Source organism: Arthrobacter globiformis, assembly GCF_030815865.1.
Taxonomy (GTDB): Bacteria; Actinomycetota; Actinomycetes; order Actinomycetales; family Micrococcaceae; genus Arthrobacter; species Arthrobacter globiformis_B.
In genome coordinates this window covers 1382082-1400770 of sequence record NZ_JAUSXI010000001.1, presented here as the reverse complement: position 1 = coordinate 1400770, position 18689 = coordinate 1382082, and the positions used below count along the sequence as shown (strand labels likewise).

At 65.7% G+C, this 18689-nt stretch carries 17 protein-coding genes and 1 pseudogene; 10 read left to right on the top strand and 8 right to left on the bottom strand.

What is annotated here, in order from left to right; translation table 11 throughout:
- Positions 1-231: 231 nt before the first annotated feature.
- Positions 232-507, bottom strand: a complete 276-nt coding sequence (locus QFZ33_RS06515; RefSeq protein ID WP_307025902.1) for a hypothetical protein — start codon at positions 505-507, stop codon at positions 232-234.
- Positions 508-686: 179 nt separating this feature from the next.
- Here QFZ33_RS06515 and QFZ33_RS06510 point away from each other — a divergent pair, with 179 nt between their 5' ends.
- Together QFZ33_RS06510 and QFZ33_RS06505 are read left to right on the top strand one after the other, a co-directional pair.
- On the top strand, positions 687-1400 hold the full coding sequence (locus QFZ33_RS06510) for a TetR/AcrR family transcriptional regulator C-terminal domain-containing protein (RefSeq protein WP_307025900.1): 714 nt from the start codon (positions 687-689) through the stop codon (positions 1398-1400).
- Between the two features lie 397 nt (positions 1401-1797).
- Positions 1798-2022 carry a hypothetical protein gene (locus QFZ33_RS06505; protein ID WP_307025898.1) on the top strand — a complete coding sequence of 75 codons (225 nt, stop codon included), beginning with the start codon at positions 1798-1800 and terminating at the stop codon, positions 2020-2022.
- Between the two features lie 46 nt (positions 2023-2068).
- On the opposite strand, the gene QFZ33_RS06500 is transcribed toward QFZ33_RS06505, so the two are convergent.
- The 4 genes from QFZ33_RS06500 to QFZ33_RS06485 form a co-directional block, all read right to left on the bottom strand.
- Entirely contained in the window at positions 2069-2392 is a 324-nt protein-coding gene (locus QFZ33_RS06500; protein WP_307025896.1) for a hypothetical protein, read from the bottom strand.
- 74 nt (positions 2393-2466) lie between these two features.
- The gene (locus QFZ33_RS06495; protein ID WP_307025893.1) at positions 2467-3249 is read right to left on the bottom strand and encodes a carbon-nitrogen hydrolase family protein; all 783 of its coding nucleotides are present in this window, start codon (positions 3247-3249) and stop codon (positions 2467-2469) included.
- A 57-nt stretch (positions 3250-3306) separates the two neighbouring features.
- Positions 3307-4659 (bottom strand): APC family permease, encoded by a 1353-nt coding sequence (locus QFZ33_RS06490; RefSeq protein WP_307025891.1) that lies wholly within the window; start codon positions 4657-4659, stop codon positions 3307-3309.
- 10 nt (positions 4660-4669) lie between these two features.
- Positions 4670-5548: a carbon-nitrogen hydrolase family protein gene (locus QFZ33_RS06485; protein WP_307025889.1), complete on the bottom strand. Its 879-nt coding sequence runs from the start codon at positions 5546-5548 to the stop codon at positions 4670-4672.
- Between the two features lie 96 nt (positions 5549-5644).
- Between QFZ33_RS06485 and QFZ33_RS06480 the strand changes: the two genes are divergently transcribed.
- The gene (locus QFZ33_RS06480) at positions 5645-6442 is read left to right on the top strand and encodes a FadR/GntR family transcriptional regulator (protein ID WP_307025887.1); all 798 of its coding nucleotides are present in this window, start codon (positions 5645-5647) and stop codon (positions 6440-6442) included.
- A 10-nt stretch (positions 6443-6452) separates the two neighbouring features.
- Here the strand turns inward: QFZ33_RS06480 and QFZ33_RS06475 are convergent, their stop codons facing one another.
- Positions 6453-8735 (bottom strand): phytase, encoded by a 2283-nt coding sequence (locus QFZ33_RS06475; protein ID WP_307025885.1) that lies wholly within the window; start codon positions 8733-8735, stop codon positions 6453-6455.
- A gap of 399 nt (positions 8736-9134) precedes the next feature.
- Between QFZ33_RS06475 and QFZ33_RS06470 the strand changes: the two genes are divergently transcribed.
- Positions 9135-9611 (top strand): DUF4383 domain-containing protein, encoded by a 477-nt coding sequence (locus tag QFZ33_RS06470; RefSeq protein ID WP_307025883.1) that lies wholly within the window; start codon positions 9135-9137, stop codon positions 9609-9611.
- 185 nt (positions 9612-9796) lie between these two features.
- Entirely contained in the window at positions 9797-10321 is a 525-nt protein-coding gene (locus QFZ33_RS06465) for a hypothetical protein (RefSeq protein ID WP_307025881.1), read from the top strand.
- A 12-nt stretch (positions 10322-10333) separates the two neighbouring features.
- On the opposite strand, the gene QFZ33_RS06460 is transcribed toward QFZ33_RS06465, so the two are convergent.
- A complete protein-coding gene (locus QFZ33_RS06460) occupies positions 10334-11272 on the bottom strand; it encodes a LysR family transcriptional regulator (protein WP_307025879.1) in 939 nt (312 codons plus the stop codon).
- 242 nt (positions 11273-11514) lie between these two features.
- Here QFZ33_RS06460 and QFZ33_RS06455 point away from each other — a divergent pair.
- From QFZ33_RS06455 to QFZ33_RS06440, 4 genes and pseudogenes are all read left to right on the top strand, one after another.
- Positions 11515-12634: pseudogene (locus QFZ33_RS06455) on the top strand (PrpF domain-containing protein).
- A gap of 29 nt (positions 12635-12663) precedes the next feature.
- The gene (locus tag QFZ33_RS06450) at positions 12664-14109 is read left to right on the top strand and encodes an SLC13 family permease (protein WP_307025877.1); all 1446 of its coding nucleotides are present in this window, start codon (positions 12664-12666) and stop codon (positions 14107-14109) included.
- A gap of 336 nt (positions 14110-14445) precedes the next feature.
- Positions 14446-15696, top strand: a complete 1251-nt coding sequence (locus QFZ33_RS06445; protein ID WP_307025876.1) for a S8 family serine peptidase — start codon at positions 14446-14448, stop codon at positions 15694-15696.
- Positions 15697-15820: 124 nt separating this feature from the next.
- Complete coding sequence (locus QFZ33_RS06440) at positions 15821-16876, top strand: hypothetical protein (RefSeq protein ID WP_307025874.1); 1056 nt, start codon at positions 15821-15823, stop codon at positions 16874-16876.
- Here QFZ33_RS06440 and QFZ33_RS06435 read toward each other — a convergent pair.
- The gene (locus QFZ33_RS06435) at positions 16865-17263 is read right to left on the bottom strand and encodes a DUF1304 domain-containing protein (protein WP_307025872.1); all 399 of its coding nucleotides are present in this window, start codon (positions 17261-17263) and stop codon (positions 16865-16867) included. The genes QFZ33_RS06440 and QFZ33_RS06435 overlap by 12 nt on opposite strands.
- A 235-nt stretch (positions 17264-17498) precedes the next feature.
- Here QFZ33_RS06435 and QFZ33_RS06430 point away from each other — a divergent pair, with 235 nt between their 5' ends.
- The gene (locus QFZ33_RS06430) at positions 17499-18533 is read left to right on the top strand and encodes a helix-turn-helix transcriptional regulator (RefSeq protein WP_307025870.1); all 1035 of its coding nucleotides are present in this window, start codon (positions 17499-17501) and stop codon (positions 18531-18533) included.
- Positions 18534-18689: the final 156 nt, after the last annotated feature.

Here is an 18689-nt window from a genome sequence, read left to right as displayed (position 1 = left end):
CATGAGGGCTCTTTCCGGCTCGGTGCACAAAGTGCCGCCATTCGGCAGCAGCAGCTATCACCTCAGCGTTGTGCACCGGGCGCCGAGGCGACGCACTCCCCCAACGCGGTCCCGCGTCAGGGGCAATGGGAAGGATGAACGGGCAAATCCTGGTGAGGCCCTGCTCTTCGGAGGCTTCACCAGGATCACTAGCGCGCTGCAGGCGATAGAGCCTGCGCAGCGTGCGCGAGCTTATGCCCGGTTGTGGTTCCGGTTACCGGCCTTGGCCAGGCCGCGGGCCACCATGAAGCCCACGGTCAGCCACGTGATGTACTGCATGGCGGTACTGGCGTTGAAGACATCGACGCCGTTCTCGCTCGCATTGTCTCCGACGACTGCGGAGGTGATGATCGTGGCGAGCACCGCGGCCACGTACACGGCGAATTCGAGGGTCCTTGTCGAGACCTTCATGTCGTTCGTGTTCCGTGCGGCGTCGTTATGGGTGGGCTGGGTGTTGTGTGCAGTCATTGTTTACTCCTGGGATGGCGTGAGGGGCCGGTGTGGCCGTGCAACCAGGGTCTTCGCTGCTGAAACCGGTGATAACAACTTCTCTACACTGTAGACTTTAGGCGTAGACTACGGAATAAGCAAGCTGGCTTACCTTCTTCCGGAACGGCGCTGCTTGTTCTCCCACCAGGATGGAATCCATGTCCCCTTTTAAGACTCCCCGGAACGGCCGATCACCCGGCGGCAAACAGCCGTTAAGCCGTGAACTGGTGCTGTCCGCCGCGTTGGAGCTCGTGGATTCCGAAGGACTAGAAGCCCTGACCATGCGGCGGCTCGGGCAGCAACTGGGCCGGGACCCGATGAGCCTCTACCGCTACGCGGCCAATCGTGCGGCGCTGCTGGACGGGGTGACTGAGCTTGTCCTGAACGAACTGGCGATCTCCCCTGACGACAAGGACTGGCAGACACAGCTGCGCCGCATCGCCCACGACCTGCGCCTCCTGGCACTCCGTCACCCCAATGTCGTGCCGTTGCTGGTCACCCGCCCGCTGTCCACGCCCCTTGGCCTGCGGCCATTAGGCACCCTGCGGCCGCTCGAGCAGATCCTGTCCCTGCTCATCGACGCCGGGTTCAGGCCCGAAGACGCGCTCCACGTCTATCGGGCCTACTACGGATTCCTCTACGGGCACATCCTGAATGAACTGCAGGAGTACGTCGTGGATGCGGACGAAAACGAAGCCCTGCTGCGGCTCGGCCTGCACCGGCTGCCGGCGAAAGAGTTTCCGCGGCTGCGCGCCCTTGCCCCCGTCCTCGCCGACTACGACGGCGCAGCCGAACTCGACCAGGGCATCAGCATCCTCCTCTCGGGCCTCGCCGCCCACCTCTCCCAACCAGAAACCTCCCAACGAACCTGACCCAACCGGCACGCAAATGCGAGGGGTTTTGGCTTGGCTTCATGGGACTCGCTAGGCCACCAGCAGGAAACCGACGAACGGCAGTATGTGAGACCACCCGACATTGCCTACTTCGCTTACCGCTCCCGCCACAGCAGCGAAACCACGAACGTCACCGCGCTCAGCGCCAGCATCACCCACACCACGCGGCCCCAGTTCTCCGCGGCGGTAGCTTCCGCACACACGGTGCGTCTGGAGCCAGCTCAGGACACTTCGGCCTCCGAACTGCCGACCCCCGCGAAAACCTCAACAAATCCTGCACAAATCTGGCCCGTTGCTTGACCGGTTCTTGAGCCCTGCCCGGCATAGTCGCTCATATCAAAGCCAAGGCTCAGGGCGCGCAGGAAAGGACAGGGCCATGAATGCTAGGACGGTACTCACCAGTCAGCATACCGACAGCCATTGGACTGCTGATGAGGTTAAAGAGAAGCTCGGGCGGGAGTTGGAATCCGACCCAGACCTGGCTGAATTCCTTGCCGCGGCCCCGAACATGGCGCGCGCCCTCAAAGCCGTCCTGAACCTGGACCTTGGCCAGCTGGCCGAGCGGCTGGTCAAAGCCGAGATTAGCGCCATTTTGCATTAGTGAGGATGCGCAGCGGTATGGAAGTCGGCTTCAACCAAACACTTTCTTACCGTGCAGGGCTCACCGATGACCGGTGCCAGTGCAGGGTCTCCTGATAGCTCTCGTCGAACCTTTCATCCCGGGGTTCATCGTAAGGAAAGCCACCGGGAAGCGCCCCCTTGGCAAGACCGCGCAGGACCAAGTGATGCAGCGAGGTTTGACCGTCAACCATGACAGCGGACATAGTTGCCGATGTCGGACCGTGAATTTTGGCGTTTGCCATCTGGTCAATGCCGGCCGCGCTGGCCCCGCTCAGGAAAATGACTGCCAAAGCTGCTATTCCGGGCACAAAGGCCCTGCTCCAAAGCCTCATTGATTGATCATTGCTCACGAACATGAAGGCAGCGATAAAAAGGCCTTTGAAGAGGCTGTGAGGGCGCCACCCGTTCAGCAGCCTCGATCGTCCTACTCCAGCCGCCGCTGCCTGAACATAGGGAACTGCTCCTTCACCCGCGCGACCGTCCCCAGCGAAACCTCAACCACCCGCACCCCAGGCTCGATCCCAAGGTCGGCCTCAACGTACCCCATCGGATCCACCAGCAGGCTGCGGCCCACCGACACCGGCGGGGCCTGGCAGACGCCGGCGACGTACACGCTGTTCTCGATGGCGCGGGCGGCGTTGAGCGCTAGCCACTGCTCCGTCTTGTGCGTGCCCGGCACCCAGGACGAGCAGACCAGCAGCACCTGCGCGCCGGCGTCGGCCAGGGAGCGGGCCAGCTCCGGGAACCGCAGGTCGTAGCAGGTCATGAGGCCGAACCTCGCTCCCCCGGCCTCGAACACCACGGGGTCGGTGGACAGGCCCGGCTTGATGAACCGCGACTCCCCGAAGCCCTGCGCGTCGAACAGGTGGATCTTCCGGTACACGGCCAGCCGGGCACCGTCCGGTCCGAAGGCCACCAGGGTGTTGTAGGCCCGGTCCTCCTCATCGGATTCCTCCACCACACCCGCCACAAGCGTGATGCTGTGGCGGGCCGCAGTGGCGGCGAGCTCCCGGCAGACCGGCCCGTCCAGCGGCTCGGCCACCGCCGGGAACGAGGCGTCCACGGTCTTCTTCTCGTACGTGGCGTACTCCGGGAAGGCGACCAGCGTGGCGCCGTCACCGGCGGCCGACGCCGCGAGGCGGTCGATCGCGGCCAGGTTCGCGGCGATGTCAGTGCCGGACTCCAGCTGCCCAAGGGCTATCCTCACGCCAGTTCCCTCCTATGAGCGGCCAGTTAGATACGAGTCCCCAAAGCACCCCCGACGCTAGGCGGCGGCCTCCACGGTGGCCTTCTCCGTCGTCGTCATCTCCGGCGGTGCTGCCCGGAAGCCCCGGGTGATCAGCGCCAGGACCACGATGCCGAGCGCTAGCCACGACAGTCCCAGCGTAATGGCGTTGCTGTCCAGCTGGGAGAGCAGGTAGGCGCAGACGATGGCGCCCACGGCGGGGACCGCCACGTAGGAGACGGCGTTCAGCTGCTCCCCCGCACGCCGGCGGCGCACGTAGTGGAACACCACGGAGGCGTTGACCAGCGTGAAGGCGGTGAAGGCACCGAAGTTGATGAACGACGTCGACGTCGCCACGTCCAGGAAGATCGCGATCAGGCCGACGATGCCGGTGACCACGAGGTTCACCACCGGGGTGTGGAACTTCGCGCTGAGCCGGCCGAAGACCGCCCTGGGCAGGACCGAGTCGCGGCCCATCGCGTAGATCAGGCGGGAGGCGCTGGCCTGCGCGGCCAGGCCGGAGGCGAACTGCGCCACCACCAGCCCGGCAAGAAACACCGCCCCGAAGACCTGCCCGCCGATCTGCAGCGCGATGGCGCTGGCCGCGGAGGCCGAGTCCTCGAACACACCGCCCGGGTGCACCAGCTGCGTGACATAGGAGACGGCCACAAAGATGCCGCCACCGATCAGCGCGATGAGCATGATGGCGCGCGGCACGTTTCGGCGCGGGTCCACGGTTTCCTCCGTGAGCGTGGTGACGGCGTCGAACCCCAGGAACGAGTACGCCGCGATGGCCGCGCCGGCGGAGATGGTGGCGAAGCTGGACGTGCTGTTGAAGAACGGCTCCGTGCCGGCCAGGCCGCCGGCGCCGGAGGCGGACACAACGTTGCCGACGGCCAGCACCACGAAGAACACGATCACCAGCAGCTGGAACGCCATCAGCACATAGTTCGCCTTGTCCGCCACCTTGATGCCCAGGATGTTCAGGACCGTGGTGATGAGGATGAAGCCGACAATCCAGAGCCACATGGGCACGCCCGGGAACTGCGCGCTCAGGTAGGAGGCGCCGATCAGCCAGATCACCATGGGCAGGAAGAGGTAGTCCAGCAGGATGGCCCAGCCCACCAGGAAGCCCACCCGCGGATCGATGGACCGGCGCACGTACGTGTAGGCGGAACCGGCCACCGGGTACGCGACCGCCATCCGGCCGTAGCTGTGCGCCGTGAACAGCATGGCCACCATCGCCACGAGGTAGGCCGACGGCGCCGCCCCGCCCGTGGTCTCGGCGATGAGGCCGAAGATGGCCAGGACAATCAGCGGGGTCAGGTACGCCAGGCCGAACAGCACCAGCGAGGGCAGCTTCAGCGTGCGGGTCAGGGTTGGTGTTGTCACGTGGTTTTCCTTAGGCATTGAAGGACGGGGGCGTCCAGGTCAGCGGATTGATCCGGCCCTGGTAGACGGGCAGTTCGACGGCGGCCTCGCCGTCCCGGAACTGGGACCACGGCCGGTTGAGGTTCTCCGTCCCGTGCGTGCGGACGTGCCCGACGGCGGCCAGGTCCAGGTCCGCTGTCAGCAGCACCGGCGCGTCGTCCCCGGCTTCCGCGATGGTGTTGCCCTCGGGGTCGACGATGATGCTCTTGCCCTGGCCGGTGGGGCCCGCGCAGTTGACGCTGACCACGAACACCTGGTTCACGATGGCGTTCGCCTTGGCCAGCACCAGCTCCTGCCGGCGGTCCGGGGTGGTGGTCTTGACGACGTTGAGGATCACCTCGGCGCCCATCCACGCGAGCTGGCGGGACACCTCCGGATACCAGGCGTCGTAGCAGATGTTCAGACCCACCCTGCCGATGCCGGCCAGGTCCACGGTGGTGAACCGGTCGCCGGGATCATAGGGCTCGAACGGGCGCCACGGGAAGATCTTCCGGTAGTAGCCGGCCAGCTCCCCCTCCGGGGACAGCACCAGCTGGGTGTTGAACAGCTGGCCCTCCGGGCCGCGCTCGCAGACGCTGCCGGGGACCAGCCAGATGCCCAGGTCCTCGGCGAGCTGCTGCAGTTCCTTGACGCGGGGTCCGTCGAGCGGCTCGGCGGAATCCTGCAGGGCTTCGGTGCGCTGCCGGTCCGGACTGCCGTCGCCGAAGAGGTGAAGCTCCGGGAAGACCACGAGTTTGCTGTCCGGCTTGGTTTTCAAGGCTGCAGTGACCTCGTCCGCGAAGGCCGAGACGGCCTCGCCGATAAGCCGTGGCCGGGCCTGGGCAGCAATGAGAGGAAGGATTCGTTGCATGGGTTTGTCTCCGCGTTGGGGTGTGATCTGCACTATATTAGATCAGAATGATCCAATAATGGGAAGGGGCTGCGGATGGGCCGTAAAGTAGCGGATATGACCCGTCAGTTGGAGGACGCTGCCAGCGCCTCCCCCGCGTCTCCCAGTGGCGCCTCGCGCACCGATGCTTCCCGCATCGGCGCCGGGGCGCTGGCCGGCATCGACCGCCGGAGCGCCATCGACGCCGTGCGGCTGCGCATCGGCATGGCGATTTCGCTGGGGCTGCTGAAACCCGGCGAGCGCCTGCCCGACCAGGAGGACGTGGCGCTGGGTCTGTCCGTCAGTCCCATCACGGCTCGCCGTGCACTGGCGAGCCTCGCGGACCAGGGCGTGGTGGTGCGCCGCCGCGGCCGGGCAGGCGGGACATTCGTGGCGGACGAGCCTCCGCGTCAGGTGCTGGCCGAACTGACGGCTTCGCCGGCCGAGTCCCACGCAGTGAACCGGCTAGTGGACCGGCGGCTGCTCTTCGAATGCGCGGTGACGCACTACGCGGCCGTCAACGCAACGGCCGAACAGCTGGACGAACTCGAGCGGCTGACCCGGGACATGGCTGACTCCACGGACTGGTCCGGCTACCACCAAGCTGACGAGCAGTTCCACCAGCTGGTGGGCTCCGCGTCAGGGCTGGGCACCGCCGTCGACGTTTATCACGAGACGCTGGCCGAGCTGTACGCCTACTTCATCCCCTACCCCATCGAGCTGCTGCACAAATCCAACTGCGACCACATCGATCTGGTGGCGGCGCTGCGCGCCGGGGACGTTGCGGCCGCCGTCGAGATCTCACGCAAGCATGTGGACATCCTGCACCGGACCATGTTCATGGGCCTGGCCGACAGCGGCGCTGCCGCCGGCTGATCCTGCCGGCTTACGGGGTCTTCGGCCGAAGCGCAACCAGCCAGCCGGCCCACTCCCGGGCGGAGCTGAAGGTCCACCTCTTCGTCCCGCTTGGTCCCGCGGCCGCCTGGATGCCGTCGGCAAGCTCGAAGCGGCGTGCGCCGGTCTCGACTGCCTGCGCCATCCCGGCCGGCGAAGTGAGGGTGACCGAGCTGGAGTTGACGCTCATGCAGCCGACGAGCATCGCGTTCGCGGTGGTGGTGGTCACCGCGGGTACGGTACCCGCGGAGGCTGCCGCGCCCGTCGCGGATGTGGCGGCGGTGTCCAGCCCCGAAGCTCCGGAGTACCTGCCGATGCCGCCTCCGCTCGTCGTCGAGGTTGTCGTCCAGGCATAGCTCGCCGGTTCGGACGCGGTGGCCACCTTGTAGTAGCCGTAGACTTTCGGGTTTGCGGTGGTAGTCACTGCCGCCAGCCGCGTCCAACCGGCCGGGGCACCTGTCGTGCCGACGGTGCCGCCGTTCAGGGCAACGCAGCTGACCAGCAGGTCGCCTTGGACCACATTGGCCGGCTTGGGGATCGTGAGCGTGGTGCCCGCCGTCGTGTTCGTGGCTTGGCTCACCGACTCCCGGACGATGGTGCTGCCCGTGCCGCCGGTGCTGATACTCCAGGTCCGCGTCGCCGCTGTCGCATCCGTGTTGCCGGCCGCGTCGGTGGCCCAGACGGAAAATGTGTGGGATCCGGCCGCCAGCCCGCTGTAGGTCTGGGGCGAGGTGCAGGCGGCGCGCGCCGCACCGTCCAGGCTGCACTGGAACGTCGAATTGGCTTCGTTTGAGGTGAATGCGAACGAGGCTGTGGTCGACGTCGTCGTCGCAGCCGGTCCCGACGTGATGGTCGTGTCCGGAGGCGTGGTGTCCCCGCCCGGGGGCGTCGTGTCCACGGTCCATGTGAAGCTGGCGGGGGTCGGGTCAACGCCGTTCTGGTCGGAGGCACGAACCTGGAAGGTGTGCGCGCCGGTGGACAGTCCCGTGTACGACGCCGGACTGGTACAGCTGACGAATGCTGCCGAGTCGAGCGAGCACGCGAAGGTGGCGCTGGCGGATGTCGAGGTAAAGCTGAACTGCGCCGATGTGGAGGTCGTCGGGTTGGCCGGCTGGCTCGTGATCGTGGTGTCAGGCGGAGCGGGGGTGCCGGGCCCGGCCCCGATCTTGCGCGGGTCATAGGCCGCATCGACGAGCAAAGCCGGTGCGTAGGCGGCAGCGATGGACTGCCACGGCACCGCCTTGAAATTTTGCCTCCCGGTGTCGTTGGCGGTGTCCTGGGTGACGAAGAAGCCTTGGGGGAAGGGCCCGCCGACGCCGAAGTTGGTCACATCTATCCCGTCCATGCCGGTGACAGCATCGATCCCGTTCCCGGCCGGGATGTTGAAAGCTCCCAGCGGCCGGTTGTCGTCGCGCGTATAGACGTGGAAGCGGTTGGAGCCCTGGCTTGCGGCCAGCAAGTAACCGGCGCCCCCGCTGCCGTAGTAGATGCTGATGCCCTTGATGTCCTGGACGATGTCGCCGCCAACCTCGGTTGTGCTGACGACTTTCGTCCCGACGGTCGAGTCCCCAGGCTCGGCGCCGTAGCGCCAGATTCCGCCGATATCCTCCTGCGCAATGTAGATCCGCTTCATCTCGTCGTCGGCCACCAGGCCCTCGGTGTGGGCCGGGCCGCTCACCGTCCAACTGCGTACGAGCCGGCCGGTCACTGATCCGGTGGAGCCGTCAAGTTCCCACTGTTCGACCTTGCCGATGTCGGTGACGTATGCGAAGTACTTGCCGGTGTCCGGGGAGTGGTAGAACGAGAACCCGCGGGGCGTGGCGATGTTGGCAGTAGGCGCGAAGCTGCCGACCTTCGTCAGCGAGCGGTCCGCCTCGTTGACCCTGTAAAAGTCCAGGCTCCGGACTCGATTTGTGACGCCCACCAGTCCGACGCGGCTGCTGCCGAGGGGGAAGTTGTACCGGACATCAACGTTGTTCATCCGGCCATCCGGATAGTAGAACAACTCCCGTCCCGACAGGTCGTAGACAACAAGACCGCGCCCGTCCGTGCTCTTGTCCGTACCGATGATGGTGCTCCTCGACGGGTCAGTGGGGTGGATCCAGATGGCGGGGTCATCCGCGGCATCCCCTGACCCGTGCACCGGAGCAGTCTCGACCGTTGCGCTCACCGGCACTACCGCCGCATTCGCCACCGGAGCGGCGAGCCCCACAAGTAGCCCGGCAAGCAGTCCGGCCGCCGTCAGCACGGCAGCAAACCTCGATTTGAGTGTCATGTCTGGCCCCAATTTTCTTGTTGCCGCATTCCGGCGGCGACGACGGTGTGGTGTGGAACCGTGCCGCGCGGTCAACAAACCAGGGTGGCGGCGAGGATGGCGCGAGAGTCGCATGAGGTGCAGACGGATGCGAATGCACCTGGCGGAGAACAAGGCACCGCCACAGTTCAAGTAGTGCGATGACCGCGGGGCCACCGGGAGATAAGGGATTCTTCCAATGCGCCCTTGGAAAAACCTTGAAGTACGTGCGTGGCGCACCCCAAGGATGAGGGTGAGGGAAACCTGCCTTTGCGCGGTTTTCGGGAGTAGGCTGTGGACGTCGGCAGGTTTCCTGCGACTCCTGCCGCGAGGCCGGTTCTCCACCTGAAGAAGCCGGTACCCAGCGTGAAAGGGAGACTAATGACTACCGCTTCACACCCCACCCACCACCACGCTATGGGGTTGTCCCTTCACAACACCGCCATGGCTCTGGGTGCGGTATTTCTGCTTGTTGGTGTCCTCGGGTTCATCCCGGGCATCACCACCAACTACGGCGCCATGAGTTTTGCCGGGCATGACTCCGGTGCCATGCTGCTTGGCGTGTTCCAGGTGTCGGTGTTGCACAACATCGTCCATCTGCTGTTCGGTGTGGCCGGTATTGCAATGGCCCGGTCGGACCGGATGGCCCGGAACTTCCTGCTTGGCGGGGGCATCGTGTACGTGCTGCTGTGGATCTACGGCCTGGTCATCGACATGGAAGGGGCAGCAAACTTTGTCCCGTTCAACACCGCCGATAACTGGCTGCACCTGATCCTCGGCGTCGCCATGATCGGCCTGGGCCTGTGGCTCGGCCGGGATGTGATGGATAGGACTACGAGGCGAAGCGCCACTCCGTAGCGCCACTCAGGGTTCATAAAACCAACGACGGCGGCCGTCCCCTTAGGCAGGAAATCTGCCCTTGGGGGCGGTCTCCTCTTTTTCTGTGTGGGCATCAACGGCGGCACCGCGGCATGCCGGAGGTTGAGATAGGCTCGCTTGCGACCTGAACGAGCATGGCCCAACTATAAGAGGCGGCGATTCCCTTGGATCTACTGGGCAGCAAGAGCCGCGACGACCTCCGCATCTTTTCCTGGGTTGCCGCCGGCATCTTCGCGCTTGTAGCCGGCCTCTGGCGTCCGCGCCGTCTTCACTGGACTGCGCTTGGTTCCGTCCTGCTCTTCGCAACCATCAATGCGGGTTTCGGGAGCTACGTCCTCAATCACTTCTCTGATCCGCGCTGGTCCACCGGGGGCCAGCCGCCGCTCACCGCTCCGTCCTTCTCCGGGACACCCATCGTGGGCCAGTTTCTGGGCCCGCTGGATTCCGCCCTAAACGGAGTGGTCGGCGGGGTCAACGACTTCCTCGCCTTCAAGCAGGCACTTCCCGTAGCGCTGGACTTCCTTGCCACATCCGGGTGGGCGCTGCTGGTGGCGTTCCCGCTCGCCGTTCTCGCCGCCGGCATCAGTTGCGCCACGGCCAGGCGCCGGAAGGCTGAGTTCGAGAGATACACCGCCACGGTGGACCAGCTTAGGGATGAGCTTGAGCAACTCAAACGGCAGCTGAGCTGACCCCCGCCGCCGCTACAGATAGTCTCCGGCATGTTCGCGCGCGATCTCGAGCAGAGTGGAATGGAAAGCCACCTCGGCCGGGGCGTAGACCTTGTCCTGGCGCTGGGCCAGCAGCACCCGCCGCAAGGGTGCTGCGGAGCCGAGGCTAATGACCCGGACGTCAGGGTGTTGCAGGGCCACAGCAGTCTTCGGCACCATGGCCACGCCCATCCCGACGCTCACCATCGCCTGGGCTTCCTGGTAGTCGTTGGCCAGGAAGCCAATGGTGGGCTCGAACCCGGCCGTATGGGCGGAGCGCTGCAGCACTTCCACCACGGGGTGGGCCTCGGCCCGCACGATCCACGATTCCTTCCGGAGCTCTTCCATTCGGATCTCGTCGCGGTCCGCAAGCGGGTGCCCACGGGACACCAGAAGGACGGTGCTTTCCTGGAAGACCTCGGTGATCCGGATGGAATCGTCATGAAAGCGGTTCCAGGGGTAGTCCCAGAGCAGGCACAGCCCGGTGACTCCCGACTGCAGGTCAGCAACAAGCTCCTCGAAGCGCGCACTTCGCAGGGAAAGGCCAATTGCCGGGTACCTCTTTTTGAAGGCCCGGATGACAACCGGCATGAATGACCCGGCGAGAGTCGGAAACGTCCCCACGGTCAGGGAACCGCGTTTGAGTCCGGCGATTTGGTCCAGGTCGGACTGCGCAGCCCGCATCTGCCCGACGATCTTGCGGGCGTGGCCGGCGAGCACCTGGCCAGCCTCCGTGGGGACGACCCCGCGGGAACGGCGGTTGAGGAGAGGCTGCCCGACTTCCTGCTCCAGCTTCCGCAGTTGCTGGGAGACCGCCGAGGGCGTGTACAGCATCAGCTCGGCCGCGGCAGTGATCGATCCCTGTTCGACGACCTCCACCAGCAGCGCCAGCCGCCGGATATCGAATAAATCTTGGGCTTCACCGTTAACCACTTCTTCACCCTTCTCCTCCGATGGTTCATTCTATGCAGTCGGCACTTCATCCACGGGAAGTGGCGGCTTAGTCCGGACACCCAAGGGCGTTTTCACTAGGCCTTGAGCCTTTGAAACTCCATGAATGAAGTAACGCTACATAGACCAACAGAACTCCAACATTGTCTTCATTTGTGATCTGACTCAATCTCGAACTAAGGCTCCGAACATCTCGGGCCGGTAGAGAAGCAAGGAACGGGATCATGAAGATCGAAGCGGAGTGGATGCGCGGAGGCACCAGCAAGTGCTGGGTCTTCGAAACCGGACAGCTGGACGAGACGGGAACCAGCCCGGATGTGCTGCTTCCCCGGCTGTTCGGCAGCCCGGACCACCGGCAGATCGACGGCGTTGGCGGGGCCACCTCCACCACCAGCAAAGCGATGATCCTTCACCGCCCCGCAGACGATGACGTTGATGTCGAGTTCACCTTTGCCCAGGTGGGCATCGAAGAGGCCTCTGTTGACTGGGGCAGCAACTGCGGCAACTGCTCGGCAGTGGTTGGGCTCTACGCCATCGAAAAGGGCTGGGTGGTGCCCACCGGCGACGTAACACGGATTGTTACCCGCAACACCAACACCGGCCAGATCATCATCCAGCGCGTGTCCACACCGTCCGGTGCCCTGCCGATCGTCCCGCAGGCCCAGATGCCCGGCGTCCCGTTCCCCGGGTACCGGGTGGGGCTCGGCTTCCAGGATCCTGCCGGCAAAACCACCGGCCAGCTGCTTCCCACGGGTTCAGCCTCGGACACCATCACGGCCGGCGGAACCCGCTGGACCGTCTCCATGGTCGACGCCGGAGCGCCTGTAGTGATTCTCCGGGCTGAGGACCTGGGCCTTGACCCGGAGCGCTATGACACCTGGTCCGCCGGGGTAGAGCTGCAGCTGGAGACGCTGGAGCACATCCGTCGCCAGGCGGCAGTGCGGATGGGGCTCGCAGCCACCACCGCCGAAGCCGCCCCGCGCCGTCCCCAAGGTGGCGATCGCAGCTTCACCGGCCCAGGCAGATGCGGAAAGCGACGTCAGCGTCATGATGCTCTCGATGGGTAGGCCCCACCCGGCGCTCGCCATTACCGGCAGCATTGCGCTGACCCTCGCTGCCCGCACCCCGGGCACCGTACTCAACGACATCACCGGCAGCACCGTTCGCCCGACCCTCCGGCTGCGGACACCGGCCGGCGTGATCGAAACCTGGAGCGAGGAACGGGACGGATCGCTGCTCGTCGGCGTCGACCGGACCGCCCGCACCATCGCGACCACCACCATCCACCTCCCCGAGGCCCTCGGCAGCGCCGTCGACGCCTCCTTCGCCAGCGCCACCAACTGACCAGCGCCACTCAACGAGGAGACAGCATCATGACTAAGACTGAAGAACAAACAGCACTCCTGGACACCGACACCAGCGAGGACCGCTCCCAGCGTCCCAACCGTCGCCGCCGTATCCTGCTGATGACGGTAGTCGCCACCGCTATTCTGGGTCTGGCCGCCCTCCTGTTCGGGGGTGTCATGTTCAACCCCGCGGCCGCCTCGGAATCGGAGCCGACCATGACAGCCACCCAGATCATCCCGCTCGTCATCCTCGTCGTGATGTTCGTCGTCGCCACCAAATGGCCGCTGAACATCGGCATCATGGGGCTGGTTGCCTCCTTCGGCGTCGGCTACTTCATGCTCGGAATGAGCGACAAGGAAATCCTTGAGGACTTCCCGGCCAGCATCGTCCTGACCATCATCGGCGTCACCTACTTCTTTAGCATGGCCCAAAGAAACGGGACCATCGACATCATCGTCCAGACCTGCGTCCGCCTCGTCAGGGGCAAGACGATGCTCCTGCCGTGGGTGTTCTTCCTCCTGGCTGCCGCGTTGACCGCTCTGGGCACCTTCTCCCCGGCCGCCGTCGCACTGCTGGCACCGGCAGCCCTCGGACTTGCCTACGAGTCACGCATCCACCCGGTCCTCATGGGCGCCTTCGTCATCAACGGAGCCCACGCCGGCGGCTTCTCCCCGCTGTCCGTCGCCGGTGTGCTGGTGCACGACATCTCCGTGAAAAACGGCTTCCCCATCTCCCAGGGCGCACTGTTCACGGCCAGCTTTGCACTCAACCTCATCCTTTCGGCCCTGACCATCGTGCTGTTCACCCTCCTCGGCAAGCTGCGCGACAAGCACGCCAACGAATACGCAGGCCTCGACACACCCCGCAACAGCCGTCCGCGCGGCCAGCAGATCTTCACGCTGGCACTGATCGCTGTGATCCTCGTCTGCACCCTGGGCTTCCACATGCCCATCGGCTTCGTCGCCCTCTCCGCCGGCCTCCTCCTGGCCTTCGTGAACATCAAGGAACACAAGACCTTCATCGGCGGCATTTCCTGGTCCACCGTCCTGCTGGTGGCAGGCATGATCACCTACGTCTCCCTGCTCCAGCACGTCGGCGTCATCGATACCCTCGCCGAGCAGGCCCTCGCCCTGGGCGCCCCGCTCCTGATCGCCCTCGTCCTCTGCTACGTCATCGGTGTTGGATCCGCCTTCGCCTCCTCCACCGCGCTGCTGACCGCATTCATCCCCCTGGCCGGTCCGCTGCTGGCCACCAGTTCGCTGAGCGCCTCCGGAACTGTCGCAGCACTCGCCATCGCGGCCACCGTGGTGGACGTCTCCCCCTTCTCCACCGACGGCGCCCTCGTCGTCGCCAACGCACGGGACAATGACCGCCAGCGCGTCTACAGGCAGCTCATGATGTACGCCGGCGGCGTGGTCCTGGCGGCTCCGGCACTGGCCTGGGCCCTGCTGGTACCCACCGGCATCATGTGACCCAACCCCGGATGGAACACGCAAGGGTTGCTGCCCGCCGGTGACCGCCGGCAGGCAGGATTGCCGGATTCACATCCGGCAAGCGGACGGAACGGCCCTGCACTCCATCGCAACAGGTAGCCCGAAAGCCGGGCGCAGGAATGAACCCGTACGCACCACAGGCAGGGCGGCTCAGCCGCCCTGCCTTTTGGCTTGCCAGGCCAAAGGTACCAGAGGAAGAGCCGGCGGTCCGGGCCGGGGTACCGGCGTAATCGCAGTGCTCACAAACACCTGAGGCCCCGTGTTCATTTGTGGACAGGTCTATCCAGCCGGTCCAGGCTGACGCAAAATTACCCCATGAAAAAAATGATGATCGCCGGCATTACAGCGGCAGTTATGGGCTTTGGCGCCATCAACGTGGCAGCCACGGGCAACGCCGCACCCCCCGAGCCATCCAACATCACGGGGCAAATCATCGTTAAGTTCCGCTACAACGGCGCGGCGGCCGGCCTGCTGCGCCAGCAGGGCCTCAGCGAGGGATCTGACATCGGGAGCACGGGCGCTCACCTGATCAAGGTGCCGGCGGGCAAGGAATCCCAGCTCATCGACGCCTTGAACCGGAACCCGGCAGTCGAGTACGCCGAGCCGGACGAGCAGGTAACTGCCACAACAGCGGACCAGTATTTCCCCCGCCAGTACGCCCTGCAGAACACGGGCCAATCGTTTACCAACACCGATGGCACCATCTCTGTGCCCGCCGGCGAACCGGACGCCGATGTGGACGCCGTCGAAGCATGGAGCGTCACCACTGGAAACGGCATTAAAGTGGCTGTCCTCGATTCGGGGGTCGCAACCGACAACACCGACATCAACCCGAAGGTCGTCCTGAGGGCCAACTTCAGCGGTGCAACGAGCAATGAAGACAACTATGGCCACGGGACCCACGTGGCCGGTATTGTCGCCGCCACCCACAACACCGCCGGTGTGGCCGGAGTCTGCCCGGGATGCACCATTTTGGCCGGCAAGGTCCTCAACGACAGCGGGGTCGGATCCAGCTCAGGCCTTGCGAACGGCATCAACTGGGCCGTCAGCAACGGTGCGAAGGTGATCAACATGAGCATCGGAGTACGGGCGTCACGCACCCTCGAAACCGCCGTTAACAACGCCTGGAGCAAGGGTGTGGTGCTGGTTGCCGCAGCAGGCAACGGCGGTAACCAGACCAAGATCTACCCGGGCGCTTACCCCAACGTCATCGCCGTTGCCGCAACGGACAACAAGGACGCCAAAGCAGACTTCTCAACCTATGGAGCCAGCTGGGTGGACATCGCGGCACCCGGAGTCAACGTCTACTCAACGTTCCCGAACCACAAATTTGTCATCGGGACGCAGAACAAGCGCTCCTTCGGTTACGACGTGGGCAACGGGACCTCGATGTCCTCACCCATCGTCGCTGCAACTGCCGCACTTGCCTGGAGCTCCCACCCCGGCGCCACAAATGCGTCAGTCCGGTCAATCGTGGAATCAAGCGCCGACGACGATGTCTTTGGCACGGGCACCTACTGGGCACATGGCCGGGTGGACGCATACGACGCCGTCACCGCCCCCTAGCGGCTGGAGACGTTCTTCCACCAGGCCCGCCGCGGTCCTTCCCTTGTGACCCCACCGGCGCAGCAGTACCATCCCCTCACCTGATGGCTCCCTATCAGATGAGACTCCGTGGAGGTGGGAAACGATGCTCGAGACTGCGCGCAACACAGGCACCGACAGCCGCCGCGACCTGGTCACGGAACTCCTGGGCCTATGGCTGCTGCTGGCTATCTTCCTGGATGGCTGGGCGCACATTAACCTGCCCAGCCTCGAGACGTTCTTCACGCCATGGCACGCGGCCCTCTACTCCGGCATGCTGGCGACGGCGGTGTGGACCGCCGTCGTGATCTGGCGGAACCGGACGCCCGGGCAGCCTCTGCTGCAGGCTGCTCCGCCCGGTTATCGCGGGACCGCGGTGGGCGTGGTCCTCTTCGGCCTGGCCGGCGGCCTGGACCTGCTGTGGCACGAGCTGCTGGGCATCGAGGTCTCGCTGGATGCCCTGGTCAGCCCCACCCACCTGCTGCTCGGCTTCAGCCTCTTCCTCATCCTGGGCACCGCCGTGCGGAGCGCCCGGGCAGCCGGCCACCCCGGGGACTTGACGTGGACCCCGGCGGCGATGTTCGCCGTCGTACTCATGACCGGGCTCGGAGCGTTCTTCCTCGTCTACGCTTCCATCTTCGTCCGGCCGGGGCCGACGGCCGTGTTCACCCCGCTGCCGGTGGGCACGCCCGGCCGCATCCAGGCGGAGATGCCGGTGATCATCAGCCTGATGAGCTACCTGCTGACCACCGCGCTGATCATCGCACCCTTCCTCTTCACGCTCTCCGCCGCCCGGCGCCCCGCCCGCGGAATCGTCACCCTGCTGGTGGTGGCGGCGGCCTGGCTGCCCGTGGTGATGATCGGCCTGCGTCCCTACTCGATCGCCGGAGCCGCGGGGGCGACGGTGGCCGCCGTCGTCGTCGACCTGCTGCTGACCCGTGTGCCGGACGTGTGGCTGGGCAGCCGCCTGCCGGCGGTCACGGCAGGAATCGCGGCGCTGCTGTGGACGGGCCAACTCGTGGCTTTCGCGGTGACGGACGCCATCCGCTGGCCGGTCTCGCTCTGGCTGGGGGCGGTGGTGCTCAGCGCCGCGGTAGCCGCGGGCCTTGCCCTCCTCAGCTCCTGGGGACCGAGGTCACCGGGGCGCCGGTCAGAACGCTAGCGCAATCAGGGCAACCAGCGCCGGCACCGTCGAGGCGAGGGTTCCCGGCACGCTGTCCCCCTTCTTCGGGTAGTGCCCCAGCCAGTCGGCCAGGCCCATGGTGGCACCGCTGAGCACCATGTTCGCGCAGCAATAGATCACCAGCGTGTAGCCGACCACCATGTATCCGGTGTTCACCGCCACCACACCGGCAATGACGCCCAGACCGATCAGCAGGTTGCGGAACCCGGTGGGGATTGCCCACATCATGACGGCCGGAACGTTCCTCTCCGGCGTGCTCAGGAACTTCTGCACGGCCGGATAGTGCATGAGGAAGCTCTCCAGCGGGAACACCAGGACGTAGATCAGCGCCGCGAGCAACGCAAAGAACTGGGCCGCCGCGTTCATCGCCGGCCCCTTACCGCGCCGCGGTTGCTGTGCAGGTAGAGCATGATGGCCGTCTCCCGGTTTGTGCGGACGGGCGCCTTTGGTGGAACAGCGCCTTAGATGAATTCGTGCCCCTGATCGAACAGTACGACGGCGGTCCGGCAGCTCCCATCCCCGGCGTCGGGGTTTGGGGCCACTCCCCGATATCCCCTCCAAAGGGGATTGCGCCCGAGAGGACCGGCCGGATACTGGACGTATGTGGGAGGAACGCGCGGAGCGTGTTCGGCGCGAAATCGCGGCGCTGGCCGCCAGCGGTCTGGGCGTGGCGGAGCTGCATGCCTCGGCGCAGGCCGCGGTGCGCCAGGCCGTGCCCTTCGAGCAAGCCTGCTGGGCCGGCGTCGACCCCGGCACGTTGGCGATGACGTCGGTCACCAACTGGCATGAGTGGCCCGTACCCGAGGAGTTCGGCCTGCGCTTCGCAGAATCCGAGTACGCGGGTTCCGAGCCGAACACGTTCACCCAGCTGGTGCTTCGGCCTCGCCCGGTCGCCCGGATCTCCGATGCCCCGCACCGCGACGTCGTCCGCAGCGTCCGCCTCAACGACCTCCTGCATCCGCAGGGACTGGAGCATGAACTCCGGGCGGCCTTCCGGCTGGAGGATGTCTGCTGGGGAGTAGGCAGCCTTTTCCGGGAGAGCCAGGACTTCAGCGACCGCGAAGTGGAATTCCTTGGCGCAATCACCGCCACCCTGGCCGCGGCCACCCGCGTCGCGGTGCGGGCCGGGCACCGGGCACAGCGAAGTACCGACGGACCGGTGATCGTCCTGGTGGGCCCACACGGAGAGCTGCGCGCGGGCACGGCAGCCGCGGCGTCCTGGCTGGCCGAACTGGAGGACGTGGCGCCCGGCCGCTTCAACATGGTCCTGTATGGCGTGGTGGCAGGGGCCCGAGCCGCTATGTCAGGCACTGCCCGCGCGAGGATGCGCGACGCCGGCGGCAACTGGGTGGTGCTCCAGGGGAGCCGCCTCATCACCGGGGACGACCCCGGGCAGATGGTGGTCACGGTGGAGCCGGTCACCACCCGCGACCTGGTGAGCCTGTTGTTGGCGGCGTACGGCGCCACCTCCCGCGAGCGCGAGGTGTGCCTGGAGGTCATCTCCGGCTCGACGACGGCGGAGATGGCCAGCCACCTGTTCATCTCCCCTTACACCGTGCACGACCACCTGAAGGCACTGTTCGAGAAGGTGGGCGTGGGCAGCCGCGGGGAGTTGGTGGCCAAGCTTCTGGCGTAGGCCGGACCGCTGATCAAACTCTGGGCTCTTTTCCGGCCTCCCACCTGCTTACTGCTCCTTCGTCGATTTCCAATAGTAATGACAAACCGACAAAACCTCGCCGGGAGTAGAGGCTAGCTCTCTTGCGGCGAGCGCGACGGCCGGTGAGGGCACGGG

Bases quoted from the DNA above. Each gene is read 5' to 3' on its own strand.
- QFZ33_RS06435 (WP_307025872.1), bottom strand. From the start codon at position 17,263: ATGAACGCGGCGGCCCAGTTCTTTGCGTTGCTCGCGGCGCTGATCTAC.
- QFZ33_RS06450 (WP_307025877.1), top strand. From the start codon at position 12,664: ATGACTAAGACTGAAGAACAAACAGCACTCCTGGACACCGACACCAGC.
- QFZ33_RS06430 (WP_307025870.1), top strand. From the start codon at position 17,499: ATGTGGGAGGAACGCGCGGAGCGTGTTCGGCGCGAAATCGCGGCGCTG.
- QFZ33_RS06445 (WP_307025876.1), top strand. From the start codon at position 14,446: ATGAAAAAAATGATGATCGCCGGCATTACAGCGGCAGTTATGGGCTTT.
- QFZ33_RS06505 (WP_307025898.1), top strand. From the start codon at position 1,798: ATGAATGCTAGGACGGTACTCACCAGTCAGCATACCGACAGCCATTGG.
- QFZ33_RS06440 (WP_307025874.1), top strand. From the start codon at position 15,821: ATGCTCGAGACTGCGCGCAACACAGGCACCGACAGCCGCCGCGACCTG.
- QFZ33_RS06485 (WP_307025889.1), bottom strand. From the start codon at position 5,548: ATGCAACGAATCCTTCCTCTCATTGCTGCCCAGGCCCGGCCACGGCTT.
- QFZ33_RS06510 (WP_307025900.1), top strand. From the start codon at position 687: ATGTCCCCTTTTAAGACTCCCCGGAACGGCCGATCACCCGGCGGCAAA.
- QFZ33_RS06470 (WP_307025883.1), top strand. From the start codon at position 9,135: ATGACTACCGCTTCACACCCCACCCACCACCACGCTATGGGGTTGTCC.
- QFZ33_RS06480 (WP_307025887.1), top strand. From the start codon at position 5,645: ATGACCCGTCAGTTGGAGGACGCTGCCAGCGCCTCCCCCGCGTCTCCC.
- QFZ33_RS06515 (WP_307025902.1), bottom strand. From the start codon at position 507: ATGACTGCACACAACACCCAGCCCACCCATAACGACGCCGCACGGAAC.
- QFZ33_RS06475 (WP_307025885.1), bottom strand. From the start codon at position 8,735: ATGACACTCAAATCGAGGTTTGCTGCCGTGCTGACGGCGGCCGGACTG.